This window comes from Candidatus Edwardsbacteria bacterium (assembly GCA_018821925.1).
GTDB lineage: Bacteria > Edwardsbacteria > AC1 > AC1 > EtOH8 > UBA2226.
This window is the reverse complement of sequence record JAHJLF010000044.1, coordinates 25,356-42,563: the sequence shown is the minus strand read 5'-3', so window position 1 is coordinate 42,563 and position 17,208 is coordinate 25,356. Positions and strand designations below refer to the sequence as shown.

The 17,208-nt window shown below is 51.6% G+C and carries 12 protein-coding genes; all 12 read right to left on the bottom strand.

Annotated elements, in window-relative coordinates; all coding sequences use genetic code 11:
• Positions 1 to 1,193, bottom strand: a 1,193-nt coding sequence (locus KJ869_04830) for a WD40 repeat domain-containing protein (protein ID MBU1576516.1), incomplete at its 3' end; no start/stop codon positions are given.
• Between the two features lie 118 nt (positions 1,194 to 1,311).
• Positions 1,312 to 2,712: an FAD-binding protein gene (locus tag KJ869_04825; protein ID MBU1576515.1), complete on the bottom strand. Its 1,401-nt coding sequence runs from the start codon at positions 2,710 to 2,712 to the stop codon at positions 1,312 to 1,314.
• 7 nt (positions 2,713 to 2,719) lie between these two features.
• Positions 2,720 to 3,718 (bottom strand): asparaginase, encoded by a 999-nt coding sequence (locus KJ869_04820; protein ID MBU1576514.1) that lies wholly within the window; start codon positions 3,716 to 3,718, stop codon positions 2,720 to 2,722.
• A gap of 252 nt (positions 3,719 to 3,970) precedes the next feature.
• The gene (gene fusA / locus KJ869_04815; protein MBU1576513.1) at positions 3,971 to 6,055 is read right to left on the bottom strand and encodes an elongation factor G; all 2,085 of its coding nucleotides are present in this window, start codon (positions 6,053 to 6,055) and stop codon (positions 3,971 to 3,973) included.
• A gap of 154 nt (positions 6,056 to 6,209) precedes the next feature.
• Positions 6,210 to 7,556 (bottom strand): RIP metalloprotease RseP, encoded by a 1,347-nt coding sequence (gene rseP / locus KJ869_04810; protein MBU1576512.1) that lies wholly within the window; start codon positions 7,554 to 7,556, stop codon positions 6,210 to 6,212.
• Positions 7,557 to 7,574: 18 nt separating this feature from the next.
• Positions 7,575 to 8,096, bottom strand: a complete 522-nt coding sequence (locus KJ869_04805; protein ID MBU1576511.1) for a hypothetical protein — start codon at positions 8,094 to 8,096, stop codon at positions 7,575 to 7,577.
• Between the two features lie 244 nt (positions 8,097 to 8,340).
• The gene (locus KJ869_04800) at positions 8,341 to 9,531 is read right to left on the bottom strand and encodes a tetratricopeptide repeat protein (protein ID MBU1576510.1); all 1,191 of its coding nucleotides are present in this window, start codon (positions 9,529 to 9,531) and stop codon (positions 8,341 to 8,343) included.
• Positions 9,532 to 9,586: 55 nt separating this feature from the next.
• Entirely contained in the window at positions 9,587 to 11,464 is a 1,878-nt protein-coding gene (locus KJ869_04795; protein MBU1576509.1) for a hypothetical protein, read from the bottom strand.
• Positions 11,461 to 12,738, bottom strand: a complete 1,278-nt coding sequence (locus KJ869_04790; GenBank protein MBU1576508.1) for a helix-hairpin-helix domain-containing protein — start codon at positions 12,736 to 12,738, stop codon at positions 11,461 to 11,463. Before KJ869_04790 ends, KJ869_04795 begins: the two co-directional genes overlap by 4 nt.
• 534 nt (positions 12,739 to 13,272) lie before the next feature.
• Positions 13,273 to 14,433 (bottom strand): tetratricopeptide repeat protein, encoded by a 1,161-nt coding sequence (locus KJ869_04785; protein MBU1576507.1) that lies wholly within the window; start codon positions 14,431 to 14,433, stop codon positions 13,273 to 13,275.
• A 210-nt stretch (positions 14,434 to 14,643) separates the two neighbouring features.
• The gene (ftsZ, locus tag KJ869_04780; protein MBU1576506.1) at positions 14,644 to 15,807 is read right to left on the bottom strand and encodes a cell division protein FtsZ; all 1,164 of its coding nucleotides are present in this window, start codon (positions 15,805 to 15,807) and stop codon (positions 14,644 to 14,646) included.
• A 166-nt stretch (positions 15,808 to 15,973) separates the two neighbouring features.
• Positions 15,974 to 17,203, bottom strand: a complete 1,230-nt coding sequence (gene ftsA / locus KJ869_04775; GenBank protein MBU1576505.1) for a cell division protein FtsA — start codon at positions 17,201 to 17,203, stop codon at positions 15,974 to 15,976.
• Between the last annotated feature and the right edge of the window lie 5 nt (positions 17,204 to 17,208).

The window sequence follows — 17,208 nt, the reverse complement described above, 5'->3', positions numbered from 1 at the left end:
TTAATTATCATTTTTTGAAGCTCATCGTATTTGGATTCTATACTAATAAATATGCCCCTTTTTAAATTAATATATCTTGAAAATGGCAAACCCGGCATTTCTTCCATTTCAAATTGCCCATCTTTATTAATAAATGCCAAATTATTTTCATTTTGAGTGAACATCGCAGTGCCATTATCAAATACCATTACTTTTCTACCGCTTGTACTTATTTTTTCATTTATAACTTTGTAGTATGCTTTGGTACTAGTATTCACCAAAAAGGCCCCACCATCTAAATGTGCACAAAGATATTTATTATTATCACTTAATATAAGTCCTAGTTGTCCTACTTCTGTATTAATTTGCCACATCATTTTACCGCTATCATTATATTTTCTTAAATATCCCTTATAAGGATTGCCTGAGTGTAAAATAACAAAATCACCTTTATTTGATGTAACAAAATCGGCAGTAACATACTCCCTATTAAAATCCTCTACTTTAAAAAGCAGATCACCATTGCGTTTAAGGGCATATAGTTTATATGAGTTGACGTCGGTTAATTCATTTCTAACCAAGACGAATATCTTGTCCTTCACAAACTGAACCTTACCCGTAGGCCCTATCCCTTCATAATATCCAACCGGTTTATCAATCGCCTTAATCAGACTGCCTTTATTGTCATACAATTCAATCATCCCTTTTATGCCATTGATGGTTAATATATACTTCCCATCAGGGCTAATGGCATTGGTGATGCCAGCATCATTTTTCGAAAGCAACTTCGCTCCGGCCTCGTCATAAATTATATATTTATATCTTATATCATACCCGTTCGCTGAGCCAATATACTGACTTGAAACGCAGAATTTCTTACCATCAGGCGTCCAGCTAATTGCCCATGGTATATCCCAAGGTTTTTCGCTTCTTGTTGCTAATGTTGTCGTTTTAACTATTCCGCCACCACTGTTAAAATAAACCAACTTATACCAATATGTTTCCCTAAATATCAACGCTTTCTCCGGATAGCAAACAGTCGTATCCGGGCTAAAGAACAGTTCCAACACTTCTCCGTCCAGTTCCGGGCTGGTCCAAACTGTATGAACGGCTTCGCTATCAGGCTGTTCGGCCGCACAAAGATAATTATTGCCATAAAGGCACAAAATGCCAAGTATTGTTGCCAAACTGAGATATTTTAATATATGGTTCATAGTTTAAGCCTATCATTTCTATATATTATTTCTCGTGGATTCCCATTTTCATGGGAATGACGATTGGACAACGGAAAATATTTTTCGCGCCGTTTCGTGTGTTTCGTGGGGAAAGGAATTATAAAAATATCTTTTCGGGATTCAATATGTTCTGCGGGTCAATGGCCCCTTTGACGGCCTTCATCATAGCCAGGGCCGGGGCGTCCACCGCCAGCGGCAGGTATTTTTTCTTAACATAGCCGATGCCGTGCTCCCCGGAGATGGTCCCGCCCAGCTCCACCACCTTGGAGAACATCTCTTTGAGCAGATCCGGCAGAACCTCCTGCCATTTTTCGGTTTGGGATTCCCCTTTGAGGATATTGACATGGATGTTTCCGTCTCCGATATGCCCGAAGGAAACGATCTCCATGGAATATTTCTTCTGCAGCCGGCTCAGCTCCAAAAAAAGCTGCGGTATTTTTGACTTGGGGACCACCACATCCTCCCGCTCCCGGACCGGGCTCTTGGCGGTCAGTGCTTCGGATAGGGAGCGCCGGATCTCCCACAGCCGGTCCTGCGAAGGCCGGTCCTCGGCCACCAGCACATCCAAAGCGCCGTAATTTGAGACGATCTCTCCGATCCTTTCGTACAGCTTCTGCAGATCCTCCCGGGCCTCTCCATCCAGCTGGACCAGCAGATGAGCCTCGGCCTCCCGGTAGGGTGCCTTCTTTTCCAAAAAGGCCTCGGCCGCCAGAATGGCCTTCTTCTCCATGAATTCCATGGTGGCGGGGATTATCCTTTCCCGGATCACGGCATTGGTGGCCTTCACCGCGTCCTCGATAGAGGAGAACGGGATCAGGAGGTCAACCTGGGCCTTGGGTTTGGGCAGCAGCCGCAAAGTGATCTCGGTAATGATGGCCAAGGTTCCTTCCGACCCGCATATCAAATGCATCAGGTCGTAACCCGAAACGTCCTTGATGATCCTGCCCCCCAGCCGGGAGATATCGCCGTTGGGCCAGACCACCTCCAACCCGCACAGATAGTGCCGGGTGACGCCGTATTTGAAGGCCCTGGCCCCGCCGGCGTTCTCGGCTATGTTCCCGCCGATGGAGCAGGACTCCAGACTGGCCGGATCCGGCGGATAGAACAACCCCTTCTCCTCGACCTCCTTCTGCAATTGTCCGGTAATCACCGCCGGCTGGGTGACCACCATCAGATTCTCTTGGTCTATCTCCAGGATTTTGTTGAATCGCTCCAATGACAGCAGGATTCCGCCGCACACCGGCAGGGCCCCGCCCGACAATCCGGTGCCGGCGCCCCGGGGAGTAACCGGGATCTTCTCGGCGTTGGCCAGTTTCATTATGGCCGAAACCTCAAGCGTATCGGCCGGCTTGACCACCACCGCCGGCATGAACTTGTGGTGCAGGGTCTCGTCGTGGGAATAGGGCTCCTTGTCGTCGTCCAGGGTTATCAGATATTTCTCCCCAACGATAGAAACCAATTTTTTTAGAATATGGTTATTTACCTGGTTATAATCCATTCTCTCCTTAAGCGCAGAAATATTCGCGGCATTCGAAGGCCTTTTTTATTTGAGCTATGTTCATCCCTTTGCCCAGCAGGATCATCAGCTTGATCCGGGCCTTCTGCCCCGGCAGATGCCCGCCCAGGATCACGCCCTTCCTGATCAGCTGTGCCCCGCCGCCAGGGTAGGCATAGGTTCCCAACACCCTGCCCCCGATGCAGCGGGAACAAAGAACGACCGGGATCTTTTTACCGATGGCGTATTCTATGCCGGGCACTACATCTGGCGGAATATTGCCCCGGCCCATGCCCTCGATCACTATTCCCTTCGACCCGGAATCGACGGCATATCTAATAAGTCGCGAGTCCATCCCCACTGCCATTTTAAAAAGATCCACCCTGGGCTGTATCTTCCTGACTGCATAATGCTCACGGTACATCGGCTGGCGATAGAACAGCACCCGGTCCTGATCCACCCAGCCCAAGGGCCCAAGGTCGGGGCTACGGAATGTCTCAAAAGAATCGGTGCTGGTCTTGGTCACCTCCCCGGCCGAGTTGATGGTGTTATTCAGGAACACCAGCACCCCCTTGTTGCGGGCATCGGGCGAGACCGCTGTCCGGGCGGCGCCCATCAGGTTGGCCGGGCCGTCCCAGCCCAGCTCAGTGCAGTCCTTCATGGCCCCGACCACCACCACCGGCTTGGGAGAGGATATGGCCAGGTCAAGAAAGTAGGCCGTCTCCTCAAGGGTATCGGTGCCGTGGGTGATGATCGCGCCTTTGATATCTGCCTTAGCTAGATATTTTCTGGCGATGCTGGATATCTCCAGCATCATCTCCGGCGTGATATGCGGCCCGGGGAACTGCCCGTAGTCGTGCACCTCTATCTTGAAATTTTTAGTGATCACCGGCAGAAGCTTGAGGATGTCCCGACCCTTGAAGGCCGGCACCGCGCCCCCGCTCTTTTTGCTGGATTTCATGGAGATAGTGCCGCCGGTGAAGATGATGGCTATTTTTGGTTTTGTCATTTATTTAACATTGATTTATTTACCACAGAGGCACAAAGACACAAAGTAATTTTCATTTCTATTATTATGCAGTGAGTTTTTGTGGAATCTAGTCTATCACAAGTTACATAGATATGCTGAATCTTCGCGTCTTGGCGGTTAAAAAGTTAACATTATAAGCTTGTCCAATACAACTGAATATTACTGCAAAAAAGCCCGGCTTTTAAGAAAAAACGAGGCGATCTTATCGCCCCGTTTTTTGATTGTATGGAATTATTTCTGTTTTTCTTCCTTTTCCTTCTTGGCCTCTTCGATGATCTTTTGGGTGGCCTCGAAAGGCACCGGATCGTAATGGGAGAACTCCATCTCGAAGCTGCCCCGTCCCTGGGTCATGGAACGCAGGGAGGTGGAATATTTGTACATCTCGCCCTGGGGCGCGGTGGCCTTGATCACCTGCATGCCCTTGGCCGAATCCATCCCGCTGATGCGGCCCCGGCGGGAATTGAGGTCGCCCATCACCTGGCCGGCGAATTCCTCAGGGAGGGCCACCTCCAGTTTCATGATGGGCTCCAGTAGAACAGGGGAGGCATCCAGCACGCCCTTCTTGAGGGCCATCGATCCGGCGATCTCGAAGCTGGTTCCGGAGGAATCCACCGGGTGATAAGAGCCGAAATATATGGCCGCCCTTAAGTCCACAATGTGGTAGCCCGCCACCGCCCCTTCCAGCATGGCCGCCTTGACGCCCTTCTCCACTGAGGGGATGAAGTTTCCGGGCACCACTCCGCCCACCACCTCGTCCACGAACTCGAATCCTCCGCCCCGGGGCAGCGGCTCCAGGCGCAGCCAGACATCTCCGTACTGGCCGTGCCCGCCCGACTGTTTCTTGTGCTTGCCCTGAATCTCCACCTTCTTGGAGATGGTCTCGCGGTAAGGGATTCTGGGCTTGATGATGGTGACCTCCACACCGAATTTCCTCTTCAACCGCCCGACCATGATATCCAGGTGCAGTTCGCCCAGGCCGTTGATCAGGGTCTGCCGGATCTCAGGGACGAAGCCGTAGGTAAAGGTGGGATCCTCCTCGTTAAGTCGGGAAAGCCCGACCGATATCTTGCCTTCGTCATCCTTGGATTTGGCTTCAACTGCGACCGATATCGACGGATGGGGAAGGATGGCCTCCGGCAGGATGATCTGGTTGCCCTTGGTGCTGATGGTGTCGCCGGTGCCCGATTCTTTCAGCTTTACTGCGATGCCGATGTCGCCGCAATTGATTTTGGTTGCATCGATGCGGTCCTTGCCGTTGGGAAAGTAGAACTGTCCGATTTTTTCGGCTTTGCTGAGGGAGGCGTTATAAAGCTCTATCCCCGGCTCCAGCGTGCCGGAATACATCCGAAAATAATTCAGATTGCCGGCATGCGGTTCGATAAAAGTCTTGAACATGAACAGCACCGGGGTTCCGGCCGGGTCGCACTTGATGATTATTTCTTCATCGCTGCCGGCTTTTTTGGCAACCACTTCTTCGGTATCGGCCGCCGTCGGGAAGAAGGCCACAATGGAATTCAACATGGCGTTAACCCCCACCTGGAAATAACCATCTCCGGCGAACACCGGGACCAAACTTCCTTTTCTGATGGCTATTTTTAAACCCTTGGATACTTCCTGATCGGTCAGGCTATCGCCGTTCAAAAATTTCTCCATCAGGCTATCGTCGGATTCGGCCACCGCCTCCACCAGTTTATCCCGGTATTCCTTGGCTTTGCCGGCCATATCGGCCGGAATTTCTCCGATGGTGGAATTTCCCTCGCTCTCGGTAAAGGCCTTCATCACCGTAAGATCCACCACTCCCTTCAGGTTCAACTGGTCGCCGATGGGCAGGGTCAGGGGCACTGCCTGATGGCCGAACATGTCGCGGACCTGTTCCAGCGATTTATAAAAATCGGCATGCTCCTTCAGCAGGCGGGTCAGGAAGATGGCCCGGGGAAGCTTCAGTTCGTCTGAGTACTTCCAGCACTTGTCGGTGCCCACCTCTATCCCGGCCACCCCCTGGGCCACGATGATCACGCAGTCGGCCACCCGCATTCCGGCCTTGACCTCGCCGGCAAAATCAGCGTAGCCCGGAGTGTCTATTACATTCAGCTTATGGTCCTGGTGTTCGCAGGCCGCCAGGGCCGAGAAGATGGATATCTTGCGGGTGGTCTCATCGATGTCGAAATCGAAGATGGTGTTGCCGTCGTCCACCCGCCCCAGGCGCCCGGTGGGGTTGCCGGCATGGACCATGGCCTCGGCCAGGGTGGTCTTTCCGCAACCGCCGTGGCCAGCCAATACAATGTTGTGGATCTTGTCCGCAGTATAATTCTTCAAAACGTCCCTCCCGATATATGTAATTTTGTTGTTTTATAAAGTAAACAGGATTTGAATTATAACAATCTTGATATATAAAAGTCAACAATATATTGATTTTTCAGCCGAACCCCCGATTGTGAACCTGGCACCAATCATCCCAGCCGTAATCTGCTTATTTGGCCTGCTCGATCTGCTGGCTGTTCTTCTTGACCGCCGAGTGCCGGCTGAATATCTTCATGCCGTCGTTGAGAATGGTGAACAGCATCAGCATGATCAGAATGGCGATCCCGATCTGCTGGATGACCACCTGCACCTTGACCGGCAGGGTCTTTTTTCTTATCCCCTCCAGCAGGCTGAAGAATATCACGCCCCCGTCCAGCACCGGCAAGGGCAGGAGATTAAGAACCATCAAACTGATGGAAAGTAGCGCCACCAGCAGCATCAGGTCGCTGAAGCCTTTTTTGGCGGTGCTCCCGGCCATCTCTCCTATCATCAGAATGCCGCCCAGCTGTTTGGCCGAGGAGGGTTTTACCACTATCTTGTATAACACGCCATAAGTGCGGGCCACCAAGCTTCCGGTGCTGACCGTGGCATTGGCGATCGAGGCCCAAAGTCCCAGGCGCAGTTTATAACTCCCGAACACCGGGGCGGTGACACCAATGACGCCCGCCGTGCCCTGCCCCGGATAATCCTGTTCCACCGGGGTGATCCGAACACTGAAGGTATCGGAACCACGTTCGATCAACAGCTTGGTCTCCCGCCCGGCATTCTTATTGATGATCTCCCTCATGCCGTCCCATGTTTTTACCGGCAGGCTGTCTATGGCCAGTACGATGTCCCCGGCGTTAAGCCCGGCCTGATAGGCCGGCAGGCTGGGGTAGACCTCTCCCAATTGCGCCGGCACCGCGGGCTCGATATTCTCCAGGAATTTTATCCGTTGGGATGAGGGAATATTAAGAACTATTCTCTCTCCGGTCCGGTCTAAGGTGAGGGATAATGAGTCGGCCGCTCTCTCCGTCTGCAGTTCCTGCCACATGCCGTGCCAGGTTTTTACTTCTTTCCCGTCAATCGAAACTATCCGATCGCCCTCGGTTATGCCTATCTGCTGGGCTATGCTTCCCGATCCCACCTTGCCGACCGAAGTGGAATAATCTGGAGCGTTGAATCCGACCAGCCCCAGCATAATAAATATCAGAAAGGCGGTAAGCAGATTGGCCATCGGGCCGGCCAGGGCCATCAGCACCCGGCCCCACCAGGGGGCGGCCATATAGTCGCCGGGCTTAGCGACATAGTTTTCTTCAAAAGCTTCCTCGCCGTCCAATTTTATATATCCCCCCAGCGGGAGAGCCGAGATCAAATACTGGGTATCGCCTTTTTTGAATCCGAACAATTTGGGGCCGAATCCCAGGGAGAATTTCAAGACCCTGATGCCCACCTTCTTGGCCACGTAGAAATGGCCCAGCTCGTGGACAAACACCATGATCCCCAGAACGAACAATGTTGCCAGAATTGTTATCACTATTATGACTCCTGTTTGTTATTTGTTATTAAAAGGCATGCAAACCAGACCCATGGTGCCCAAAATATTCACCGTGTTCTTTTGATCTTCGACCTTAAGATAATCCAGGCCTAGGGAAATTCCCACGCTGGGAACAAGTTTGATGACCGCCCCGCCGCCGATCCTGAAGATTGTTTCGCTTTGGCTATAATTTCCAGATGAGCTGGTAATGATATCCATCTCGCCGGCCACAAAAGGCAGGAACTTACTGTTCTTGTTTCCAAAGTACTGGGCAATTCGCGGCCCGATCAAGGTCATGGTGGAACTGCTGCTGTACGGCGAATAATAATAACTAATGTTGCTGCTGGACATGGATGTTCCGATATTAATGAATCCCACACTGCCACCCAAAGAAAGTCCGTTATTTATCAGGTAATTCCAGCTCGCCCCGGCTGCAAAAATTGTTGTGGTATAGGTGTACTCATAACTGGTCTCGTCCCACCAAACAAGTCCGGTTACTTTCTGGCGGCTATAAAAATAGGCGGAGGCAAAATTATACATACTGAAACCCTCCAACCGCAGGGAGGGTTCGAAAGATTTAATAACGGCAATGCTATCGGTTATTACAGTAACGGGTGCTGGAGATTCGGGATTTAAAACCTCTGTTTCTGTTTGCTGGATAGAAACGCTATCGGATGCTGCAGTTTGTGAATATGCTTTACTTTGTGGTGAAATAATAATAATAAGGGAGACCAATGCCGGCAGTAAGACTCGGTGCATGGGAACCTCCTTTAATGAATTTGCTTTATTTTATCTCAAAGGCCTGCTTTAAAAACGCCTCTCCCTCGGACATCTTTTCCTGGGCAAAACACAATTTGGACAGCATCTTCAGCATCTCCCCCACCTTGATGTGTTTGGGACCGTATCCTTTCTGCCAGATGGCCATCGAACGGTAGCAGAGGGCCTCGGCCTCGCTGTTCCGGCCCTGCCCGTGCTGCAGCTCCGCCAGCCGGACCAGGGGCTCCGCCACCTCGGGATGATCCGGCCCCAGGGTGCGTTCATAAATGGAGATGGCCCGGAGATAATAGGCCTCGGCTTTATCATAATATCCCTGGACCGAAGAAAGGGTGGCCAGGTTTTTATAGGTGGTGGCCAGATAGGGACTTTCCTGCGGCAAATGGATCTCGTCTATCTCCAAAGCCCGGCGGTAGATGGTTTCGGCCTCCACAAATTTCTGCTGCGTTCGGTAGAGGTCCCCCAGGTTATTTAGATATATTGAGATATCCGGATGTTCCGGGCCCTGTGTCTTTTCTTTTATTTCTATGGCTTTCAGGTATAGCTCCTCGGCCTCGCTCTTTCTTCCCTGAGCCGTATAAACCTCGGCCAGGTTGTTGTAGCATAAGGCTATTCTAGGGTGCTCGGGGCCGTAGGCGTTCAGTGACATTTCGAGGGTCGTATTGCACAGGGACTCGGCCGCCGGCAGACGGTTCAGATCGCGATACAGCCCGGCCAGATTCATCAGTATTTCTGCCAGCATCGGATCATTGGCGCCGGATTCCTTTTGGAAGATTTCCCGGGCCTTAAGTAAAATTTCCTCGGCCGGTGCGAACCGGCCCAGTATTTTGTAAACCGTCCCGATATTGGCCATCAGTCTGGCCTGCGCCAAGTTATCGTGCTCTGCCAGTTTTTTATAGAGGTTGAGGGATTTTTCATAAAACGGCAGGGCCTCGTAATAACGCCCCTGAATGCTGCACAAAACTGCCACCTTATTAAAACAAGAAGCAACTGTCAGGCTCTCCGGGCCGGATTCCCTGATGGTTATCTCCATAATTTTGCGGTGCAGGCGATCGGCCAAGGAAAACTTTCCCCAGTGGGTATAGATCTCCGCCAGTTCTTTTAGCAGGGGGATCAATTCGGGGCTGTCCGGACCGAGCCTTGCTTCCGCCTCCCTCAGCTCAAGCTCTTTGCTTTTTATTTGGTCCCTGTCTCCAGGCATAAACCGGTTCCTTTCGATCTTTAATCCAGTGCATCATTATAACATAAAATTGGATCTATTTTAACAAAAATTCCAGTTCGATTCCCAGCTCAGTGTTTTTAGTAATCTGGCCCTGGTAATCCCTTATCTGCCTGGCTATTTTCAGATAAAAGGCCCCGGAGCGCCCCAAAGCATATCTCAAAAATAAAGCATCCCGCCGCCCCAGGCCCCAGTAGCCGTGAAAGCTCCCCCCGGACCTTAGCTCCGGCTCCGCCAGGTAGAGTCTGGCATCGTAACTGGGTGCGTGATGAAAAACCGATTGAGTTTGGATCGTAATATCTTTAGGCAGCTGGGCTTTTACGGCTAAGGATATTATTTCGCCGCGTTTCTTGCCATCGTACCGGGAATCCCCGAAAAAGGATGTTTGATACCTGCCGCCGGCGCTGTAATTTTTTGCCAATTGCCACCGCAGCCCGGCCTTGAGGGTAATGTTCGAGGTATGGTATACCGGATCGCCGGATTGTCCATCGTCAAAATATTCCTTCTGCAGGGATCTGATCCGAAGATCGGCCAGGAGACCCTGGAGTATTTTTTTATCCAGCCTGGCTTCGTAGCGAAAACCCCTGTAACCCTGGGATGAAATGGGAAATGGCTGCCAGGGATAGAATTGGTTATAGATGGCCGATACATCAAAACCCAAAGGAGCCCGGTACAAACCGGCGATGGTGGCCCCCTTTTCGTCATCGCCGCCGTAATAATTTTCCGAATTGAAACGGGGAGGGTTGAATTCCGGGGAATATCCGTAAAAATTGATTCGGCCGGCATAATCCCGCTCCATAAACCCGATCTCCCCGATATACCCGCCAACCGCCCCCTCTCCCTTGGCCAGCTCAAGCGAGGCCCAGTTTTTATCCCTTATGGTCCTGGCATCCAGGCTGATCAGGGAAGCATTATATAATCCTTCGACCGACGTTTTATCGAAGGACCGGTTATAGCCGGTTATCCCGATATTGCAGAAGCGGCCGGCGCTTATGCCCGCCCGTCCGCCGATGATGGTTTCGGCCGAATTGTTTTTCCTTTCCAGCTCCGCATCGCTGCGATGATGTCCGTCGTCATAGATGCTGGTTATTTGGTCCAGCGAATCTATTTTGGCATCCATCTGCCGCCGGGAGGCAAAACAGATAATGTTTAAGTTGTCATCTAATGGGTATTTTAAGCATAGTCCCCTTAAGCCCCTGTATTCATGGGATGAAAAATACGGCCGGATCGCTGCCGCGTCAAGCCGGGCCGAGCCGGTCCAGTAGCTGGAGAATATGCGGGGTGAGCTGCCGCCGAACACCAGCCCCTCCCCGATCTTCATCTGATAATCCCCTATTATTACCTGCTTTGTTCCCCCGCCATCCGACCACCATACATTGCCGGAATAATAGTCGTTCCAGGCCGGCTCGCCCACATCATGCTGGCATTGCCCGAACATCTCCCAATTTTTCTCCGGGCGAAACCACATCCGGGTGCGGCTCTCCATCGGCGAACCGTGAAAACTGCCGTCGGCAATGCCGTCCGCATCCGGCCATTTTCGCTGCAGCCTGGTGGAAAACTTTAATTTGACGCTATTGGTGGGGAGATAGGAATCAAGGCAAATATAGGGCAGCAAAGATTCCACGGCCGGCAGATCCAAAATGGAATCCCTGGCCAGAATGAATGGGTCGTTCAATTTGGGGTGGCTTTTTAAATACCGGTCCAGCCGGAGGGCCTGGTAGGGGGTGATCGCCGGAAGGATCATCAGTTGATCAAGATTGGCATGATTGAGATTTACCGGGTGCTCCTGCAGATAGAGCATCTGCTCGGCAAGATCCTGCGAGGCCTGCTCGTCCTCGATGTCGGGCATCTCCTGAGCGCCAGCATTTAAGGAGATTGCTATCAGCATCACCAAGCCCTTCAGGAATTTGTTCATGGCCCGATAGTGATAAGATTCTTTATCTCTTCGTAGGTCTTCCGCCCGATGCCCTTGACGTTCATTATATCCTCCAGGCTCCGGAATGGTCCGTTCTCCTGGCGGTAGGCGGTAATGTCCCCGGCAGTCTTGGATCCGATGCCCGGCAGAGCGGCCAATTCCTGGGCCGAGGCCTGGTTGATATTGATAATTACCGGAATATCGGGTTTGTATTCCAGAGTCATATACGGTACCATTCTCTCCAGCATTGAGAGGCCGATCCCCCTGACTTCGGCCAGGTCATCGAGGTATTTGAACGGCCCGATGCTGTCGCGATAAGCAATGATATCCGCGGCCGATTGGGGCCCGATACCCGGCAGGAGGCAGAGGTCATCAAATGAAGCGCCGTTGGGATCTATCTTTTCGATGATTTTGACGGTTTGAGTATTCTCTATCCTGACCTCCTCATGCCTGGCAAATATCCTCTGGGTGATATAGTTCAGGCTTAGGCAGTGGGATAGCCCCAGATCGGTGTGGGTCCTGACGGCATAATCCAGCCTTAAATTTTTATATATCACCCCGAAGCCCAGGCTGGCTGCATTTGGCCGGTCGCAGAATCCGGCCCGGAGGGCTAAAAGGTTGCGATAGCGGTATTCCTGCCCGATGCGTACCTGGCTGGGCCAGTCGCGCTGGCAATACAGTTCAAAGGACAATGTAATTTCATCTGAGGGCTCCACCGCCACGCCCAGCGAAAGGCTTTGCGAGATCTCCTCCCGGTTTTGGCCGATGGTCGGTCGGTTCACATTGGCAGCCATCATTCCCAGCGCCAGCCATTCTGCCGGTTTGCCCAGCAACCCTAGGTCCAGCCCCATTCCGGCCGCTGAGCCGTATCTTTCGATGTTTAACTGATAGCAGTTAAGGGAAACACCCACTGCCGCCTTTTCTATCAGGCGGTAGGAGAAAGCCCCTTTTAAAATATTTTCCCGGTAAAGGCGATTGCCCATAGTAGCCAGCACCACGCCCACGCCCATTTTATCCTTACGATGGGCATAGGCGCCGGAGAAGGCCGTCAGGTCTGTCAGCCCGAACGGGATCGCACTGCCGCTGGAGGCCGAGAGATCGCCTGCCAGCGCCGGCAGGGCCGGATTATACAGGTCGCTGCCGGTCATGTCGGATAGCGCCACCCCGGCCCCGGCCAGACCGTAGAGCCGGGCATCGGTCTGGATCTCTTCAAAGGAGGCAACGGCTAAGACTGGAAACAGCACCACCAGGGTCAAATGATATGCAGTTTTCATAAACAACTGACATTCTATTTAGTGTTACGATATTGACATTGCCATTAGATTATACTAATACAATTTATTGATTTTTGTCAATGACCCAAATTAAGATTCTTTAAAATATTTTTTTGGAGGGTGAGGGAAAATGAAAAGCCTCGGAAGGGGTGGTCAGGACAGGCATGTATGTGGGCGTGATACACGAATCGCCCCTACAATATTGGATTTGGCATGCAACCAAAACACCCCTCCTGTCCTCCCCTTATTAGGGGAGATAAATCCCCTCGCCTGGTTTAGCAGGAGAGGAGACAAGGGGGTGAGGTCAATATAAAAACCCCTTCCCAGTGGGGAAGGGGTAGGCCTGCCCGCCTATATGGGCTACAGGCTAATGGCGGGGGTTGGGCTGGAGGTGTTCAAATAAAGGAGATATCAAAGCGTTCCCGGCCATCCGCCGAAGAGATAGCGGACGGCCTTCGCTTTTGTAACAATTTCATTATATGTTATAAAACAATGATAAATCAAATACTAAATCGCCATAGATTCCTATTTTTCTTACTTGTAACACCTGTCAATTTCCGTCTTTAATTTTTCCGCAAGGGATATATCTTTATGTTTCAAAGTTTCATACTCATTTAATGCAGAATATTTATCTTCAAGCAATAAATATATTAAACCTAAGTTGTAATGTATATCATTTCTATCTTTTTCGATTTCAAGAACATCAAAACATACTTTTTTAGCTTCATTGTATTGGCCGATATAGCAGTAACATTGTGATAATTTTAGGTATGCATCAATAAATCCTGGTTTTTTATCTATTGCTTTTTTAAACGCTTCTATTGCTTCAGTGTAATTTCGCAGTTTGCCATAACTGAGGGCCAAACTAAAATATATTTCATCATAATTTGGATCAGATTCAATCACTCGGTTGAAGTAAAATATTGCCGTAGAATGCCTATCATTAATTGCGTATATCAAGCCCAGTAAACAGTTGGCTTCACTAAAGTCTTTTTCCAATTTCACGGCCTTTTCAAGGTATTCAATGGCTTTTTGTTTGTTGCCAAGTTTATAATATGCAAGACCGATATTATAATAAATCCCAGCACCGTTTGATTTCAATTTGAGAGCTTTATTATATTCCAGTATGCTTTTTTCTCGATCTCCAAGTTTATCGTAACAATTGCCTAAATAGACATATATATCTGAATTGTATTTTGGGTTTAAGTTTATGGCATATTTATAATAATCAATTGCTGTTGAAGTTTGTCCTTCTTTTTCATGGATAATACCCAGATAGTAATAGGGGTTGGCATCCTTTGGTTCACATTCTATGGCCTTTTCTAAAACACTTTTAGCCGCGGAAAACATTTCTTTTTTATAGTAACACCATCCCAACAAGATATAGGCGTCAGTATATCCGGGATTCATTTGAACGGCTTTTTGAAACTGGCTTATCGCCTTATCCCTTTCACCAACATTTTCATATGCCTTTCCCAACGAATAGTGTATCTCCGGTTTTCTAGAATCACTCTCCATAAGCCTTTCATAACAACCAATGGCCTTATTGTTTAAATTGAGGTGCAGATATAAATTTCCCAGATAATATAAGCCAGTCCCGTTATTTAACAAGACATATATTGCTATTATCAACAACAGGGCGTATAAAAATATGGCCCATATTATTTTGGTAGCTATTTTTTTCTTATTATCCATACTTGAAGTGTCATTTGATAATTTACAGAATCATACATTAAAAACAAGTATTTCGTCAATCCTTATTTAAAAAGCTTCATCCGCTAAGGATGAAGCTTAAATAAAGAAGAGATCAAACCACTTCCGGCCATCCGCCGAAGAGATAGCGGACAGCCTTGGCTTATAAAATCTTAATCCTATTATCCGTTATCCGCAGACCGAGACCCTTTTTTAGTCCATCAAACGCCGCATGTAGGTGGGTATCTCCAAATCGTCCTGTTTTACAGCACTGACCTGGCCTTTGGTGACTATGGTCTGGATGTTGGAGCGCTGGTCCTTGCGCTGAAAGGTCCCCGGAGCCAGGTTCTCCTTGCGGAAGGACTGGGGAAAATCTATCCGGTTGTTGTCAGGGAGGTCCTTCTCCATCTTGGGTGCGCCGCCGCCCAGGCCGGTGGCGATCACGGTCACGCTCATATTATCCCCGGCCTCAGGGTCTATCACCGTTCCAAAGATCAGGTTGGCCTCCTCGCCGGCCGCACTGCGGATCACCAACGCCACCTCGTTGACCTCGGTCAGGGTCAGCTCGTCGCTGGCCGAGATGTTCAGCAGGATGGCCTTGGCCCCCTTGATGGAAACGCCCTCCAGCAGGGTGTTGGCGATGGCTTCCTCGGCCGCGGTGATGGAGCGGTTCTCGCCGGTGCCGATGCCCACGCCCATCAGGGCATCGCCCCGCTCCAGCATCACCGAGCGAACGTCGGCGAAGTCTACGTTCACCAGGCCGGGAACGGTGATCAGGTCCGAGATGCCGCGGGTGGCCTTGAGCAACACATCGTCTATGATCCGGAAGGATTCAGTCAGCTTGGTCTGCTTGCCCACCACCGACAGCACCCGCTGGTTGGGGATGACGATCAGGGTGTCCACCCGCTCCTTCAGATCCCGGATGCCCTCCTCGGATTGCAGGATCCTCTTGCGACCCTCCCACTCGAAGGGCTTGGTGACCACCGCCACGGTTAGGATATTCATCTCCCGGGCCAGGTCAGCCACCATCGGGGCGGCCCCGGTCCCGGTGCCCCCGCCCATCCCGGCGGTAATGAACAGCATATCGCTGCCCGAGATCATCTCGGCCACCCGGGCCTTGTCCTCCTCGAAGGCCCGGCGCCCGATCTCGGGATTGCCCCCCGAGCCCAAACCCCTGGTCAGCTTGTGCCCGATCTGCAGTTTCTGGTTGGCCAATGATTTCCTCAGCACCTGCAGATCGGTATTGACGGCGATGAAGTCCACCCCGTTCAGGCCGGCCTCCACCATCCGGTTGACGGCGTTACCGCCGCCGCCGCCCACTCCCACTACCTTGATGTTGCAGCGTTCGCTGATAACATCCTCTTCAAATTCCAGCATTCTCTCTTCTCCTTTATTTATTTTCTTGGGTTCGTTCTGAATGATGCCGTACAACGGCTCGGCGATCGCCTCGGCGATCTGCTGTTCCAAAAGTTTTATCTGTTCGGCCATGATCGGACCTCCTGATTTTCGTGTTCCCTGATAACGAGTTTATATGATTTTATTTTCATCCGTTGAAAAGATCGCCGAACCAGCCCTTCATCTTGCCCAGGATCGATTCGAAGGGATTGCTGTCGTCTATCGAGTCCCCCTTGAACCTCCGGGCGTAGCCGTAAAGCACCAGCCCCACGCCGGTGGCGTACATCGGGTCCTTGATCAGGTCCACCACCCCGCTGACGCCGCGCGGCTCGCCCAGCCTGGCCGGCTGGTTGAACACCTGCTCCGCCAGGGAAGCGGACCCGGGAAGCTTGGCCGCACCGCCGGTTAGGACCACCCCGGCCCCCAGCATCTCGCCGTAGTCGGACCGCTTGATCTCCCGGCTGGCTAAGCTGAATATCTCCTCCATCCGCGGTTCGATTATCTGGGCCAAAACCTGGCGGGACACCTCCCGCTCCTCGCGCCCGGCCACCCCGAACACCCCGATCATCTCATCCTCCTTGACCTGCGACAGGGTGGCGCAGCCGTATTTCTTTTTGATGCTCTCGGCCTGCTCGGTGGGGGTCCGAAGACCGATGGCGATATCGCTGGTCAGGTTGTTGCCGCCTAAACCTATCACCGCTGTGTGACGGATGGAGTCCTCGAAGAACATGGCGATATCGGTGGTCCCGCCCCCGATGTCCAGCAGCGCCACTCCCAGCGACTTTTCGTCCGGTGTCAGCACCGCATAGCTGGAGGCCAGCGGCTGCAGCACCAGGTCGTCCACCTTGAGTCCCGCCCGCTTGATGCTCTTGTAGATGTTCTCGGCCGAGGCCACCGCCCCGGTGACTATATGGACCTCCACCTCCAGCCGCACCCCGGCCATCCCGATGGGGTCCTTGATGCCCTTCTGGTCGTCGACGATGAAGCCTTGGGGGATCACATGCAGGATCTCCCGGTCCATGGGAATGGCCACCGCCTGGGCGGCATCTATCACCCGCTCCACGTCAGCTTGGGTTATCTCGTTGCCCCCCCGGGAGACGGCGATCACCCCCCGTGAATTGATGGAGCGGATATGATCCCCGGCGATCCCGGCATAGACCGAGTTTATCTTGACCCCCGCCATCAGCTCGGCCTCGGAGACCGCCTTCTCGATGGACCGGGCGGTCTTCTCCAGGTTGACCACCACCCCCCTCCGCAGGCCCTCCTCCGAGGAACAGGTGCCGACCCCCACTATTTTAAGCTGATCCCTCTCGACCTCGGCGATTATGCAGGCGATCTTGGTGGTGCCCAGATCCAAACCCACGATTGTATTAGCCATTTCCG